General features: G+C 39.7%; 12 protein-coding genes. 6 read left to right on the top strand and 6 right to left on the bottom strand.

Annotated features, from left to right (window positions below; translation table 11 throughout):
- Positions 1-232 precede the first annotated feature (232 nt).
- Together J0A69_RS08130 and J0A69_RS08125 are read left to right on the top strand one after the other, a co-directional pair.
- Positions 233-2905, top strand: coding sequence for an MGH1-like glycoside hydrolase domain-containing protein (locus tag J0A69_RS08130; protein ID WP_206586065.1), 2673 nt, complete (start codon positions 233-235; stop codon positions 2903-2905).
- Positions 2877-3479 carry a ribonuclease HII gene (locus J0A69_RS08125; protein ID WP_206586064.1) on the top strand — a complete coding sequence of 201 codons (603 nt, stop codon included), beginning with the start codon at positions 2877-2879 and terminating at the stop codon, positions 3477-3479. The genes J0A69_RS08130 and J0A69_RS08125 overlap by 29 nt, the downstream gene beginning before the upstream one ends.
- A 91-nt stretch (positions 3480-3570) precedes the next feature.
- Here the strand turns inward: J0A69_RS08125 and J0A69_RS08120 are convergent, their stop codons facing one another.
- The 5 genes from J0A69_RS08120 to tsaD all read right to left on the bottom strand — a co-directional run bounded on the left by J0A69_RS08120 (position 3571) and on the right by tsaD (position 6877).
- Positions 3571-4026, bottom strand: a complete 456-nt coding sequence (locus J0A69_RS08120) for a lipocalin-like domain-containing protein (RefSeq protein WP_206586063.1) — start codon at positions 4024-4026, stop codon at positions 3571-3573.
- Positions 4027-4123: 97 nt separating this feature from the next.
- Positions 4124-4633: an HNH endonuclease gene (locus J0A69_RS08115; RefSeq protein ID WP_206586062.1), complete on the bottom strand. Its 510-nt coding sequence runs from the start codon at positions 4631-4633 to the stop codon at positions 4124-4126.
- A 1-nt stretch (position 4634) separates the two neighbouring features.
- Positions 4635-5432, bottom strand: a complete 798-nt coding sequence (locus J0A69_RS08110; RefSeq protein WP_206586061.1) for an SH3 domain-containing protein — start codon at positions 5430-5432, stop codon at positions 4635-4637.
- Positions 5395-5862 (bottom strand): SsrA-binding protein, encoded by a 468-nt coding sequence (gene smpB, locus J0A69_RS08105; protein WP_206586060.1) that lies wholly within the window; start codon positions 5860-5862, stop codon positions 5395-5397. Before smpB ends, J0A69_RS08110 begins: the two co-directional genes overlap by 38 nt.
- A gap of 1 nt (position 5863) precedes the next feature.
- Positions 5864-6877 carry a tRNA (adenosine(37)-N6)-threonylcarbamoyltransferase complex transferase subunit TsaD gene (tsaD, locus tag J0A69_RS08100; RefSeq protein WP_206586059.1) on the bottom strand — a complete coding sequence of 338 codons (1014 nt, stop codon included), beginning with the start codon at positions 6875-6877 and terminating at the stop codon, positions 5864-5866.
- A gap of 29 nt (positions 6878-6906) precedes the next feature.
- Between tsaD and J0A69_RS08095 the strand changes: the two genes are divergently transcribed.
- Genes J0A69_RS08095 through J0A69_RS08080 form a run of 4 tightly spaced genes read left to right on the top strand, consistent with a single transcriptional unit; the run spans position 6907 to position 14618 of the window.
- Complete coding sequence (locus J0A69_RS08095) at positions 6907-11526, top strand: translocation/assembly module TamB domain-containing protein (protein WP_236032742.1); 4620 nt, start codon at positions 6907-6909, stop codon at positions 11524-11526.
- 9 nt (positions 11527-11535) lie between these two features.
- Positions 11536-12831: a cryptochrome/photolyase family protein gene (locus J0A69_RS08090; RefSeq protein ID WP_206586058.1), complete on the top strand. Its 1296-nt coding sequence runs from the start codon at positions 11536-11538 to the stop codon at positions 12829-12831.
- A complete protein-coding gene (locus J0A69_RS08085; RefSeq protein ID WP_206586057.1) occupies positions 12831-13781 on the top strand; it encodes a Smr/MutS family protein in 951 nt (316 codons plus the stop codon). Before J0A69_RS08090 ends, J0A69_RS08085 begins: the two co-directional genes overlap by 1 nt.
- Positions 13782-13784: 3 nt before the next feature.
- Positions 13785-14618, top strand: coding sequence for a hypothetical protein (locus J0A69_RS08080; protein WP_206586056.1), 834 nt, complete (start codon positions 13785-13787; stop codon positions 14616-14618).
- A 44-nt stretch (positions 14619-14662) separates the two neighbouring features.
- Here the strand turns inward: J0A69_RS08080 and tnpA are convergent, their stop codons facing one another.
- Positions 14663-15109: an IS200/IS605 family transposase gene (gene tnpA, locus J0A69_RS08075; protein ID WP_206586055.1), complete on the bottom strand. Its 447-nt coding sequence runs from the start codon at positions 15107-15109 to the stop codon at positions 14663-14665.
- Positions 15110-15313: the final 204 nt, after the last annotated feature.

The following is a 15313-nucleotide window of genomic DNA, read 5'->3' as shown; positions in this document are numbered from 1 at the left end:
TAATCAAGCGGCCAACTCATTCAAAAACCAGTAGAAAAATTATACCTCTTCACAAGATTCAATATTTTATTTTGAACAAAGGCTTCTTCAAATCAAAAGTGGTTTATTGAAAAATGGGTTTAAATAATTAGAAGATAAAAAAAATAACACCTAATTATTTCAACACTTGCCTGAATAATAGCCCATTATTCTAGGAAAATCATAATTTCGAATTCGCTCATTTTAGAATGACATGTTAGCTGAAAAAATACGTTTACAGGAAGATAGAGAATGGAAAAAGCACTGGAAGAAGTGGGGGCCTTATCTCACTGATAGACAGTGGGGAACGGTAAGGGAAGATTATAGCCCAGATGGTGCTGCTTGGGAGAACGTGACACATGACGACGCTAGAAGCAAAGCATACAGATGGGGAGAAGAAGGAATAGGTGGAATTTCAGATTATAAGCAAAAACTTTGTTTGGCCTGGGGATTTTGGAATGGAAAAGATCCCTTCATTAAAGAACGTTTATATGGAGTCACAGGCAATCAAGGAAACCATGGCGAGGATGTAAAAGAGCTTTACTATTACCTGGATTCTACCCCTACTCACAGCTATATGAAGATGCTCTACAAGTATCCTCAAGCTGAATATCCCTACAAAAAATTACTGGAAGAAAATCTCAGGAGAGGGAAATCGGAACCTGAATTTGAGTTGATAGATACTGGCTTATTCGATGAGGACAATTACTTTGATATTTTCATTGAGTACGCTAAAAACGACGCAGAAGACATCATTGCCTGTGCTACTATCCATAACAGAGGTGCTGAAGCCGCCTATATCTGTGTGATGCCAACCGTCTGGTTTCGAAAAACCTGGTTTACTGGTCATGAGCCTTTTATGCCGAAGCTCAGCAAGCAGAATGAAAATACCATTCGAGCTTATAATGCCAAATCAGGTAATTATACCATAGCATTTTGTGATAGCCCAGAATTGAAGTTTTGTGATAACGAAACCAACCGGGAAAAAATCTACAACATTGGTAATGAGAAAAAATACCTCAAAGATGCTATCAATGATTATGTGGTAGATGGGGATTCCCGTCATCTAAACCCTGATAATGTAGGGACTAAAGCTGCAGCAATCTATCACTTAGAAATCCCTGCAGGAGGAAGTAAATGCATCAAACTACGTTTGGCACATCAAAATTTTGAGGATCCTCTGGATATCTGCGATGCCACCTTGGAAAAAGCAAAAGCTGAAGCAGACGAATTCTATGAAGAGCTTCAAGAAAGGGTGACTGACCCGGATCTGAAACGCATCCAAAGACAGGCCTATGCAGGCATGATGTGGTCAAAGCAGTTTTATTATTACGATGTCGAGCGTTGGCTGGAAGGCGACCCCGGAAGGTATAAACCACCAGTTTCCAGGAAAAAAGGAAGGAACAGTAATTGGAAACATCTCCAGAATTACGACATCATTTCCATGCCTGACAAATGGGAATATCCTTGGTATGCTGCCTGGGACTTGGCTTTTCATTGCATTCCTATTGCCAGGATTGATCCTGAGTTTGCAAAAGAACAATTGCTGCTTTTGCTCAACGAATGGTACATGCATCCCAATGGTCAGATTCCTGCTTATGAGTGGAATTTCTCAGACGTTAATCCGCCAGTGCATGCCTATGCAGTGCAAAGGGTCTTTCAAATAGATAAAAAGGCAAATGACGGAGTCGGCGATTATGAGTTTTTGGAAAGAGCTTTGCATAAACTAATGCTCAATTTTACCTGGTGGGTAAATCAAAAAGACAGTGATGGCCAGAATATCTTCGAAGGTGGATTCTTGGGATTGGATAACATCTCGGTTTTTGACAGAAGCCATGCACAAAAGTATCAGGGAAAATTAGAGCAAGCTGATGCCACTTCTTGGATGGCGATGTTTTCTTTAAATCTCCTGAGAATCAGTTTGGATCTCTGCGAAAGCAATAAGGTTTATCAATTTACCGCCACCAAATTCTTAGAACATTTTCTCTACATCGCTGGTGCGATGAGTAATATTTCTGCAGAGGGAATTTCTCTTTGGGATGATGAGGACAATTTCTTCTACGATGTCTTCCACGTTCCCGGCAAGGAATCCAAAAGGATGAAAGTACGATCCATCGTGGGCTTGATTCCTTTATTTGCTGTAGAACCTATTCGTGAAGATCTCTTTGATCAATTACCGGAATTCAAGAAGAGATTGGAATTCTTCCTTCGGGAAAAACCAAAATTAGCTGCTTTGGTATCCAGTTGGATCCAACCAGGCTTTGACAAAAGAAGACTCTTCTCTCTTTTGAGAGGTCATCGCATGAAAAGCATTCTTCATAAAATGCTGGATTCTGATGAATTCCTGAGTGATTTCGGAATCCGTTCCCTTTCAAAATATCATCTGGAAAATCCATATGCCATGAAAATCGGGGGAGATGTTCTTTCGATTAAATATACTCCGGGCGAATCTGATACAGTTATGTTTGGCGGAAATTCCAACTGGAGAGGACCAATCTGGTTTCCGATAAATTATCTAATTATCGAATCTCTGAAGAAATTTGATTTCTATTATGGAGGAGATTTTTCGATCGAATATCCAACAGGATCTGGAAGGTATATGACCATGGATATCATTGCCAAAGAGCTCTCTTTGCGATGTATGAAGATCTTTATGCGAGACAAAAACGGAAACAGACCAGTTTACGGAACGAATAAAAAGTTTCAAGAAGACCCCCATTTCAAGGATTATATCCTGTTTTATGAGTATTTCCATGGAGACTCAGGACTCGGCTTGGGCGCTTCCCACCAAACTGGTTGGACAGGCCTAGTTGCAGAAATGATCCACAAATACTACAAGATAAGAGAAGACAAGGAACATGACTCTAAAACCCTTTTTAGAAGCTAACCGAATCGAAGCGGGTTGTGATGAAGTAGGAAGAGGCTGTCTTGCAGGGCCTGTTGTCGCTGCAGCCGTAATTCTCCCTCCAGACTATTCAAATGCCTGGATAAATGATTCCAAAAAGCTTGGAAAAAAGCAGCGGGAAGATTTGATTGAGGAAATCAAAGATAAATCCCTTGCCTGGAAGGTAGCTGAAGCCTCTGTAGAAGAAATCGATAAAATCAACATCCTAAACGCCTCATTTTTGGCCATGACAAGGGCTGTTCAGGGACTGGAAATAGTTCCTGAACACCTTTTGATCGATGGTAATCGTTTCCGATCAGAGTTGAAAATCCCTTTTACATGTGTCATCAAGGGAGACGGTAAATATGCAAATATCGCGGCTGCTTCCATTTTGGCGAAGGTTTATCGAGATCAATTCATGGAAAAACTAGCAGAGGAATTTCCACACTATGGTTGGGAAAAGAATGCTGGATATCCCACCAAAATCCATCGTTCGGGTATAGAACAGCATGGTGGATGTTTATGGCATCGCAAAAGTTTCCAGCTTCTACCCCGGCAACTTAAGTTGGAGATCTGATTTCCTAATCCTGTTTATTTCCTTACAGTCACGAAATAAAAAAAGCATATCCGATTGCTCAGATATGCTTTTAATTTATTCTAAGGGGATTTTACTTCTCTTCTTTCTTTTCGACGATCCGTTCAAAAAACAACTTCCCTCCACTTTTTCCATCTTTGCCGATAGGCTCAATGACTAGATTATTCCCATCAAAGGATATGATTTTTGCCTGTTTTACATTTTTACCTTCTTGAATAGTCAAAACATTGTCCTCGCTTAATTCGATCTTCGCTTTGCGCAAAACAATCTCTTTATTGACATAATCAGTGTAGGTCAGACTGTCACCAGGAATGAATTTATAGACTGTATTTTCCAATCTATAATTAATCTTCGCTTCCAAATCTGCTCTGAAAGCCTTACTGGAACTTAAATATTCTGGAGAGGTCTTGATCTTTTTGATCCCATCAAAATCAACTAATTGCCAGCTTCCTATCAGTTCCTGAAATTGGATTTGGCTAAAGCCAAGCACCAAAGCTAAAAACAGGGTGGATATAAATGATAAATTCATGACTGGTCAGCGGCAATTATTCTGCCAAAAAAATCCTAAACAAAGCTTATTCAAGCTTTTGAATTGTCAACTAACGTGACTTCTTGGCACAAGAATGTTATTGGACAACTTTACTTTCCAAAAATGGTAGCCATTCAGCAGCATTTCTATCTGCGTATTCAGATAAGAAATAAGAAAGCGTAGGCCTAAAAGGAGCAGTTCTTAAAGTTAAGCCTGCTTGCTCGGGAGACTTATCTCCTTTGTTGACATTACATCGATGACAAGCTGTGACTAAATTCATCCAGTTGGTTTTCCCTCCTTTTGATCGAGGGATCACATGATCAATCGTGAGATGTTTCTTACTTCCACAATATTGGCACTCGCCGTTATCTCTCTTAAATAGATTGGAACGATTCAGTAAAACCCCTCGATAGGGAATGTTTTTATAGGAAACCAAGCGAATCACAGCCGGGTATTCAAAACTCCGACTAACCGTCCGAATCTTTAGAAGCTCATAGGTAGAAAGAATATTGGCCTTGTCCAATAGTAATAGGACAATAGCTTTTTGAACAGGAACCACCGCGACAGGTGAGTGATCTAAATTCAAAACCAATACTCTTTTTTCCATGCTAAATTAAAATTGATCTGCCTTCCAAAACATACTGTTTACTGGATTTGTTTTTTTGCAGAGTTTCCCACTCATCAATGTCTGAGACTTTCATTTTTTCGTCCATCCACAACACCTCTTCCGCTCCCAAATACATCGACAATTGTGAAATATTTCTTTCTATATCTCTGAAAATAAGCAAATCTCCCGGGATTATGTGTGCCGGATCGATCATTTTTCCTGGCAATTTTCCAGCTTTCCAATCATAGCCCGCTGCAGCATAAATCAATTCGAAGCATTTGATTTCGTCCAATCCAAAAATACTTCTTCCTCCTGCTTGATATGGGGCATTGATATATTTTAATGCAATGTCAATCAATTCTTCGCGGGTTGCTTTTAGCGCATGACTACGGGAAGTTCCTGTAAACCCTATATGATCCTGCCAGTTAAATAGCTCCATTTCTGAAAAATGCAGTCTGCTTCCGGGAAGTAAGTAGAGGTTAGTACCCAAGTATTCAATGACAGCTATCGGACTGGTGACAACCTGAAAATCCTGACCTATATAGCTTGCATAATCAACAGGGGTGATTGTTTTGATGGATTTGGATGAAATCCAACCGGTTAAGGAGGTGTCTTCATGAAAAATCTTGTACCAATTCTGGTCAGAAGTGATGGCTTGCACCTGATAGCATTCCCCGAAAAGTAGTTGGGAAACTAAAGCAGAATCAAAAGTTGGTTTTTTGTAGAGCGGTAAAATTGTCTGGCGGCATATCCCAAAGACATCAGTCAATGGCCATTCGCTGGAGTTCTCTTTTCGCATCTTTTTCTTTCAGGTCGTTTCTTTTGTCGTGAAGCTTTTTGCCTCGACCCAAGGCTATTTCCATCTTGGCTAGACCTCGGTCGTTTATAAATATACGAACAGGAATGATAGACAGCCCCTTTTCATCCGACTTAGTTTCTAATTTTTCTAGTTCTTTCTTACTGAGCAAGAGCTTTCTATCCCTCACTGCTTCATGGTTATAGCTAGCCGCCATGCTATAAGGAGCGATGTGCATTTGACGCACATAAAGCTCTCCACGTAAAAAAATACAGAAAGACTCTGTTAAAGAAACTTTGCCTTCCCGAATTGATTTTATCTCGGTTCCTTTCAAAACCATCCCACATACATAGGTATCAATAAACTCAAATTGAAAGCTCGCTTTCTTATTTTTGATGTTGATTATTTTATCGAATTTACTAGCCTTAGCCATATCAGATTTTCATTTTTGCCAGCGGAGTTACATCATACGATGAAAAATCCTTCGCCAGAAACTTGTAATATGCAGCCATGGCAATCATCGCCGCATTGTCTGTACAATATTCAAATTTTGGAATGTACAGTTTCCATCCTTTTTTCTCTGCCAATTCTTGAAGTGTATTTCTCAAGCCGGAATTAGCAGAAACACCACCAGCAATCGCGATTTCCTTCACCCCGTATTGCTTCACCGCCTCTTTCAATTTGATCTGCAACATCTCAATTAAAGTAAATTGGATGCTGGCACAGAGATCAGCTAAGTTCTCCTCAATGAATTTTGGATTTTCCTGAAGCTGATCCCGCAAGAAATATAAGACTGCAGTTTTTATCCCACTGAAAGAATAATTCAAACCAGGCATCCGGGTTACCGGAAACTTAAATGCCTTTGGATTTCCTTCTTTCGCGTATTTATCAATCAACGGCCCTCCAGGATACGGCAAACCTAAAAGCTTTGCAGTCTTGTCAAAAGCCTCTCCTACTGCATCATCTTGGGTCTCACCGATCACTTCCATTTCCAAATAACCTTTAACCAAGACAAGTTGAGTGTGTCCTCCACTGACAGTAAGACATATAAAGGGAAAGGAAGGTTTTGGATCATCAATAAAATGAGCCAAGATATGCGCTTGCATGTGGTTCACCTCAATCAAGGGTATTTTTCTGGCGAAAGCCAATGCTTTTGCGAAGCTCACTCCTACCAATAGCGACCCCATCAATCCAGGACCCCTAGTAAAAGCTACTGCAGCCAGTTGATCTACGGTAATGCCAGCTGATAAAACCGCTTCCTGAACAACTGGGATTAGATTTTCTTGGTGTGCACGTGATGCTAATTCGGGAACCACACCCCCATATTTTTCGTGCACGGATTGTGTGGCGACAATATTATTAAGTACTTTGCCGTCTACTATAATAGAGGCAGAAGTCTCGTCACACGAGGATTCAATTGCTAGAATAAAGTTATCGTTGGTACCCATTGGAAAAGAACGCGAAAGTTACGGATTTTTTGCACAAAGCGTTTCGGATTATCCTTTGGTTGGTTGTTTCCATACTCTTTCTCCTCATTTTCATTGCACTTTGTCTTCAGTTGACTTTTGTCCAAAACTGGGCTGTTGGCCTTGTTTCTAACTACGTCAACGAAAGAACAGATTTTAAAACTGACATCGGTAAAATTTACCTCACTTGGTGGGATGCAGTAAAGCTTCAAGATGTGACCGTCTATGATCATCAGGATAGTTTGATGATTGGTGCCAAACAAATCGATGTAGATTTTGACCTGCAAGCCATCCTTTCTTTGGGTGATCCTTCCCTTCAAGAAGTACGGTTGAGTAAGCCCGACTTACACCTGATCAACCATGCCGGGGATAGTATCCTGAACATTAATCTGTGGTTGATACAATTATCAGATGTTTTTGGTTCCGGAAGCAGTTCTGGTGGCAGTGCAAAATTCGGCATAGACAAAGTTCAGATCAGAGAAGGTACGGTTTACATAGAAAATTTCTCCTATGAATTATTTGATCAAGGCTTTGATTATAACCACCTAAGATTCGAACAGGTGTTTTGCAACGCTCAGGATTTCTATGTGGAAGGGGCAGAAATTGGAGTGGACATACAAATGATCACTGGAATTGAAGCAACATCAGGGCTGGAAATCAAAGAACTAATCACAGATTTTAAATATTCTCCAGACTTCATGGAGTTTGCGGATTTGAGTTTGAAATCTGACAAAACCCATGTCAAAAACTTCCTGAGGTTTGATATGCTTTCGGATTCTGCTCTTTCCAATTTTGTGACAGATGTGAAAATCACTTCCCGAATGGATGAGTCAAAATTACATCTGGCAGACCTTCGAAAATTCGCTCCTGACCTTCCAGAAATTGAAGATGAAATTTACTTAAGTGGGGAAGTTAGTGGTACTGTCTCCGATCTGAAATCAGATGAATTTCTGATCCGATTGGGAGAAAAAACTGCGCTTTTTGGTGCATTTGAGCTGGAAGGACTCCCTGAGATCGAAGATACTTACATCAATTTATCTCTCAAAAACTCAACGATTTTAGCAAAAGATCTTGCTCCTTACCTGAATCCAGATGTAGAAAAACAGATTTTCAAATTCAACACCATCCGTTTTGATGCAGATTTTGCAGGATACCTCCGCCGGTTTAATACCTCGGGAGATTTCAAGACCAGCATTGGAGATATCAAAGGCCGAATCAATTTTGATATAGTGGACGGAATGCCATCTGTGGTTTCCAGAGTGACTGTGAATAATCTGGATTTGGGAATTTTGGCTGAAGACAGGGAACAATTTCAGAAGGTTAGTCTAGACGGAAACGTGACTTTGAAAGGGAATTCACGGGAAAATATCTTGATAGGACTAGATGCTACAATCGATAAAGTAGGATTTAGAAATTACAGTTATACAAACATTAACACAGATGCAACTTACGGCCTGAATCTATTTAAGGGTAATCTGGATATTGACGATCCCAACCTGAAAATGCAGGCAACAGGATTGCTGAATTTGAATGAATCAGTGGATTCGGTGAGAATGCAGATTGATTTGGATACAGCATTTTTACAAGCTATCAATTTGACCGATAAGTTGAACTTTCTCAAAGGTCATTTGAATATAGACACCAAAGGAATCAACATCGATGATATCCAAGGAATCGCCAGATTCACCGACATGGGAATCGGGTTTGAGGACCGATATCTGGAACTTGGAGATTTCAATTTCCAGTCGCTTTTCGCAGGAGGCACGCGAACCATGTCCATCAACTCCGATTATCTGGTTGCAGCAGCTTCCGGACAGTTTAATCTGGAACAGATTTCAAAAGATTTGGATATTCTTTTGGATCAATACATTGCCATTATCCTAAACGAACCACAGCCTGAAGCAGACCTTGAAACAGTGTTTGCAGAAACCTATAATCTGGATTTGAACATCCGTATGTTTAATGTGAATCCGATTGTTCAACTCTTTGAACCCGACCTGAGTATTTCCAAAAACACCATTTTGGAGGGCGCTTTTTATCAAACCCCTGAAAACACAATTTTCAACTTTTTCACCAGCATTGATACAATCAGCTATCAGGGAAAAACTGCTTATGCTACTAACATTGACTTTAACACCTCCAAAATCATCAATAGCGAAGAGATATTGGCTTCTTTCTATATTTTCTCCAAAGCCCAAAACCTCGGAAAGGCATTGGAGTTTTCTAATCTTGGCTTAGAGGCAATCTGGGATCAGAATAAGGTTGCTTTGGATTTTACCTTGGATCAGGATTCCACTCAAAGTGCTGCGAGAGTCAATGCCAATGCTCAGTTTACCTCCCAAAATACCAAAATTGCCTTTGAGCCGTCTTCCTTAAAAGTCCTGAATCGGGTTTGGAAGTTTGACGATGAAAACCTGATCACTTTGGTCCCCGGAGAAATCAGTTTCTCCAATGTGAAGATCTTCAATGAGGATCAATTTATCGAACTCGAAGGAGCAATTTCTGAAGATTCCACCAAGCAACTTTCTTTAGCTCTTCATGAAGTAAATGTAGATTTATTAAATACGCTGGTTCCACAACAATTCGAAGGAACTGCCAATGGTTTGCTCACAGTAGAAAACGTGTACGACAGGCCAATACTCCAAGGAGATATTGGTATTGACAGTCTTGAGATCAATACCTTCCCAATCGGAAACCTGAAAGGAACAGCCCAATTGGACAACGAAAGGATTTCTTTAAATCTCAGCAATACGAGAAATGGCAAAAAAACCATCGATATGGCAGGAACCATTGGACTGGAATATCAGGACATTGATGTCGATGCAAAATTGAGTGAAACCAGCCTTGTGATTCTTGAACCTTTCCTTTCCAATTACATTTCGCAGATGGGTGGGTCAGTGACTGGAGATTTTCAAATCAGAGGTACTACACGAACTCCAGAAGTACTCGGTACCGGTCGGGTCAACCAAGGAAAACTCAAGATCAACTTCCTAAATACCAGCTACCAATTGGATGGAAATATTGCTTTCAGACCCAAGCAGATCAGCTTTAGAGATCTGATTCTCTTGGATGTGAATGGACAACGAGCAAACCTTACTGGTGGCATTGACCACAAGGGATTCAAAAACTTTTACCTGAATATCAAATCTACCCTGAATAATTTCCAAGTGCTCAATACAACTGATAAGGACAATGAGACTTTTTATGGAAATGCTTATGTAAGTGGATCTGTCGATTTCCTCGGAAGTACTACCAATCTGGACATCAATGCGCGAGCCACGAGTCAGCCAAACACCCGGATTTTTATCCCGCTTACTGATGACAGCCAAATCGCTCAGGAGGATTTTATTCACATCATCAACATTCAGGATACGGTTAGGATCCGAGAGGTCACAGAAGAAATAAATCGACTCGACATTGACAATATTCGGATGAATTTCATCTTGGATATCACTCCGGATGCCCTCGCTGAAATCATCATTGACCCGAGAACGGAAGAAGGAATCACCGGAAGAGGCCGTGGCGTGTTGACAATGAACATAGATACCCAAGGAAATTTCTCCTTGACCGGGAACTATGAAATCACTGAAGGAAAATATAATTTCTCCCTTTACAACATTGTTAAAAAGCAATTCAATATCCGACCTGGAGGAAGAATTACTTGGTATGGCAACCCATACGAGGGCGTAATGGATCTGACAGCAGAGTATGTAGAAAATGTATCCATCCAGCCTTTGCTCAATGCTACTACAACTACAGATCCTGACAATACCCAATCCAGAAGACGCTATCCTGTCAAGGTTATCATGGACTTGGAAGGTGCTTTGCTTTCACCAAACATCCAGTTTGGGTTTGATTTCAGTCAATTCCCTTCCAGTGGGGATATTCAAACCACGATTTCAGCTTTCCAAAATAGAATTGCAAACGATGAACAGGAGAAAAACAGGCAGGTATTCTCAGTGATCATGTCTAGGTCCTTCTCTCCAGAAGGCCAGTTCTCCGGTGTGGCAAACATCTCATCCACCCTAGGTCAATTGCTCTCCTCCCAATTGAATGCATTCTTGGGACAAGTGGATAAAAATCTGGAAATTGATGTGGATTTGGCTTCTTTGGATGCCAATACCTTGGAAACTTTCCAGCTATCCGTTGCTTATACTTTCCTTGATGGAAGGCTAAGAGTTTCACGCGACGGCGGATTTACAAATAATAACGGAAATGCCAGTGCAGCTTCGATCATTGGTGACTGGCAGGCAGAATATCTTTTGACTGAAGACGGAGTTTACAGAATCCGGATTTTCAACAGAAACAACTTCAATGTCTTTACTTCCCTTTCGCTTTCTAAAAACGTGGCGACTTATGGCGTTTCGGTTTCCCAAAACGTTTCTTTCAACTCATTTTCAGAGCTTTTCAAAAAGCTAACCCGAAAGAAAGAGGAAAGACTTAGAATCAATGATACGGATGATTTTCTCCGTTATAATTTTGAAAACAGCGATAAATGGCGACCCATAAATCTTGAAAACCTTGAAAATAGATTGGATTCTTTGGAGAGAATTCGCCAGACAATCCCTGATACTATCCCAGAAAAGAAAGATTCTTTAAACATTTTTATTCAAGATAAACTTTTTAGATAAAGTACATTCATGAAGAAAATCACCATCTTTTGGTTCCGACGAGACCTCCGTTTGGAAGACAATACAGCACTCTATTATGCTCTTCAGCAAGAAGAAAATATCCTACCCCTATTTATTTTTGACAGAAACATTCTGGATGATTTAGAGGACAAAGCTGATGCAAGAGTCGAATTTATCCATGATCAGATCAAAAAAATCAAAAGTGACCTAGAAGATAAAGGAAGTACCCTTTTGGTAAAGTATGGGAAGCCGGAAGAGGTATATGAGGAGCTTTTTAGGGAGTTTAATATTCAGGCAATTTATACCAACCGAGATTATGAACCCTATGCCAAAAAGAGGGATAAAGCCATCGAAAAATTGGCAAAAGAAAAAGGTGCAGTCTTTTTAAGTTTTAAAGATCAGGTCATTTTCGAGCCAGGAGAAATTCTCAATGGAAGTGGTGAGTTTTATAAAGTTTTCACCCCATTCAGTAAGGTCTGGCTGGAAAAATTTAAAGAAAACACCATCGAACCCCTTTCTTATTTTCATTGGAAGAACCTTTTCCCAAGCAAGCCATTTGAGCTGATTTCTTTGGAAAAAATGGGATTCAAAGAGTCTGAAATCAAGATTCCTTCGTCGAATCCTGACGAGGAAATCATCAAGCATTACGATAAAACACGAAATTTCCCTGCTAAAAACGGAACCAGTAGATTGGGTATCCACTTGAGATTTGGCACAATTTCCATTCGGAATCTAGCTTTAAAAGCAGCCAGTCTCAATGGGACTTATTTGAATGAGTTGATTTGGAGGGAGTTCTATATGATGATCCTTGCCTATAATCCTCAAGTTGTTGACAAAGCTTTTAAACCTGCTTATGATCAGATTCCTTGGAGAAACGACGAGAAGGAATTTAAAGCTTGGTGTGAGGGAAAAACGGGTTATCCTATCGTGGATGCGGGGATGCGCGAACTCAACACCACAGGCTACATGCATAACCGTGTCAGGATGATTGTGGCTTCTTTCCTGACCAAACACTTGCTGATAGACTGGCGGTGGGGAGAGGCCTATTTTGCAAAAAAACTTTTAGACTTTGATTTGTCGGCAAATAATGGGGGTTGGCAATGGGCCGCAGGAACAGGAACAGACGCTCAGCCCTACTTCAGAGTCTTCAATCCAGCTTCTCAAACCGAAAAATTTGACAAGGATTTGAAGTATATAAAAAAATGGGTGCCAGAATATGGAACTGAAAACTATCCAAAACCGATTGTAGATCATAAGTTTGCCAGAGAACGAGCACTGGACACCTACAAAAAAGCACTGAATTAATGAATATTGGAGATAGAGTACGAATGCTACATGGAAAAGAGGAAGGAATCATCCGGAAAATCTCTTCCAGTGGACGAATCGAAGTAGAAATAGAGGATGGGTTTATCATTCCTGCTTTGAAAAATGAAGTGGTGGTGATCCATGAAACTGAAAAAAAATACTTTGGTGAGCGGGAATCAAAAACTCCAGCGCATGAAATTCCCCAAGCTATCTCTGCTCCAAAAGATCAAGGCTTGTACCTTGCCTTTATCCCCATCAATGATCAAAGTCTGAGCCTTTATCTCATCAATGACAGCAAAAAAGCCTATTTAGCCCATGTATCAGAAGTTTTTGGAGATAACCACAGAACTTTGATGGCTGGCACATTGGGTTCCGGTGAATCACGAAAATTTGATGATAGATTATTGAAGGATATGGACGAATGGCCTGCATTTTTGCTTCGTTTCATTCCAATTCAATCAAAACTGGAGAAAGCTTTACCTGCATTTGAAAGACAAATGAAGATGAAAGCAACCCAGTTTTTCAAACACTTAAGCAAAGCTCCTTTACTAGGAAAAAATGCATATTTATTCTCCTTGGAGCAAACCACAAAGGAATTGGATATCCGGGCTTTGAATCAGGAACTTGAAAATATCAATCCCAAACCTGAACCAGTTCAAACCAAAAGACCTGCAAGATCGATCGATCTACACATCGAAAAACTGACAGAGAACCCTGAAAAAATGAGTAATTCTGCCATGCTAAAGCTTCAGCTGGAGGTTTTTGAAAAAAATCTGGATCAGGCTATCGCCAGCGGAATGGATGAAATCACCTTTATTCATGGTTTGGGAAATGGCGTTTTGAGAAAAGAAATCCACCGTCACTTGAGTCAATTAGGAAATATTAAGTACTTTCAGGACACGCAGAAAGATCAATGGGGCTATGGTGCCACATTGGTAAGAATCTCCTGAACTATGCAGTCCAAAGTTTCTCCGGTTTTTCAAGTTTTTGAACGACAGCATCAAGATGCCAAAGCCCTTTTTTTGGTATTGGGAAAACAAATCAAATCCAAAAAAGCGGTTGAGTTGTTAGGCAAAATGGAGTTTTTGGAACTCTACAGTAATCTCTTGGGGAAAATTCATTTTGAGCAACAGGGCTTGAATTTCGACATTTATGCACCTTTCAAGAAGCTTCAGAAAAATTTGCGAAAGATCCAGCATTTTAAATTAGCGGAGAAGACGCTAGAAGAAAAAGTAACAGCCAGCAAACTGACTTTTAATTCCTACCGACAATACCTGGACAAACAAAAGAAGCAATTGTACATTGATTCTTTTGATCTGGTAATCGGAAGTTCACTCAAAGCCTGGGATGAATTTTATCAAAATTCACTTCAAGCCAGCAAAGGAATCAAACCCTTAGCGATCAGTTCAGCAGTCAACCAGATCATCAAAGAGGAGCTGGATTTTATCCATTTGGATCTCAAGGCAAGTTTGGATAGCAAAGCCCTGAAAGAGATTTTTGATGCCCTAAAAACCATCATCATGTTGGAAAACCTATTGATCCATTTAGGCTTCAATCCCATTTTTGTTTCCAGTATTCATCAGGAATTCAAAGAATTAAAAGACAGCTTAAAGCCTTGGTATTCCAACCAACTTTCCCTACAGTCTTTGACTCATTTTGTAGCTGAGAAAGAAGAAATCTCCAAAAAATACCTTGATTGGATCAATGAGCTCAAAACTCAAAAGAAACTTCTTTCCTCACAAGCAGAGAAGCAGGCCCATCAGCTTTTTGACAAGATTTTGGTTTAATTTTTTTTAGCTAAAGAGTAGAGAATATCTACGTTTGAAGGTTTTTAGTCCCAAACATATTTATCATCATACTCTAATCCATTTTCTCCCAAAAACTTTAGATATTCTTCTTGAAATGAAAACTTTTTATGATGCTCTTCTTGATTTTGGATATATCTTTTCACCACACTTACTTTTGATTGGCTTACTGAAAAAGCTGCATATCCCTTTTGCCAGCTAAATTCTTTAATCCCCAATTCTGCCATTTTATTAGAACTTGAAATTTTGACTTTCTGAATTAGTTCAGCAATTGTTAAAGTTCTAGGTAAAGTGCAAAGCCAATGAATGTGGTCTGGATTTGCATAAATTTCTTCAGTAAATGTTCCAAGGTTAGCACCAAGAGAAACAATATATGAATGAAGAATTGATTGAAAAGCGGAAGTAACGATTGGTCTTCTAAACTTGGTGGAGAAAATAATGTGTAGATAAACTTTTGAAAAAGATTGAGGCATAATATAGAAAAGTTAGAATCTAAAGTACTGGTCGTGCCTTTGGCACTCGTCTAAATATACTAACTAATAAACCCAGAATTGCATTCTGGGCATTCACCTATCTTGCCCTTGGCAAGAAAATATTATATTTTTTTGATGGAACTAGATCGTATAATTCGAATTCAAGCAATAGGATTATAAATTTTAAAAATCAAAACCTAACCT

The sequence above is a fragment of the Algoriphagus pacificus genome (genome assembly GCF_017254845.1).
GTDB classification, from domain to species: Bacteria; Bacteroidota; Bacteroidia; order Cytophagales; family Cyclobacteriaceae; genus Algoriphagus; species Algoriphagus pacificus.
This window is presented reverse-complemented; position numbering and strand designations above follow the sequence as displayed.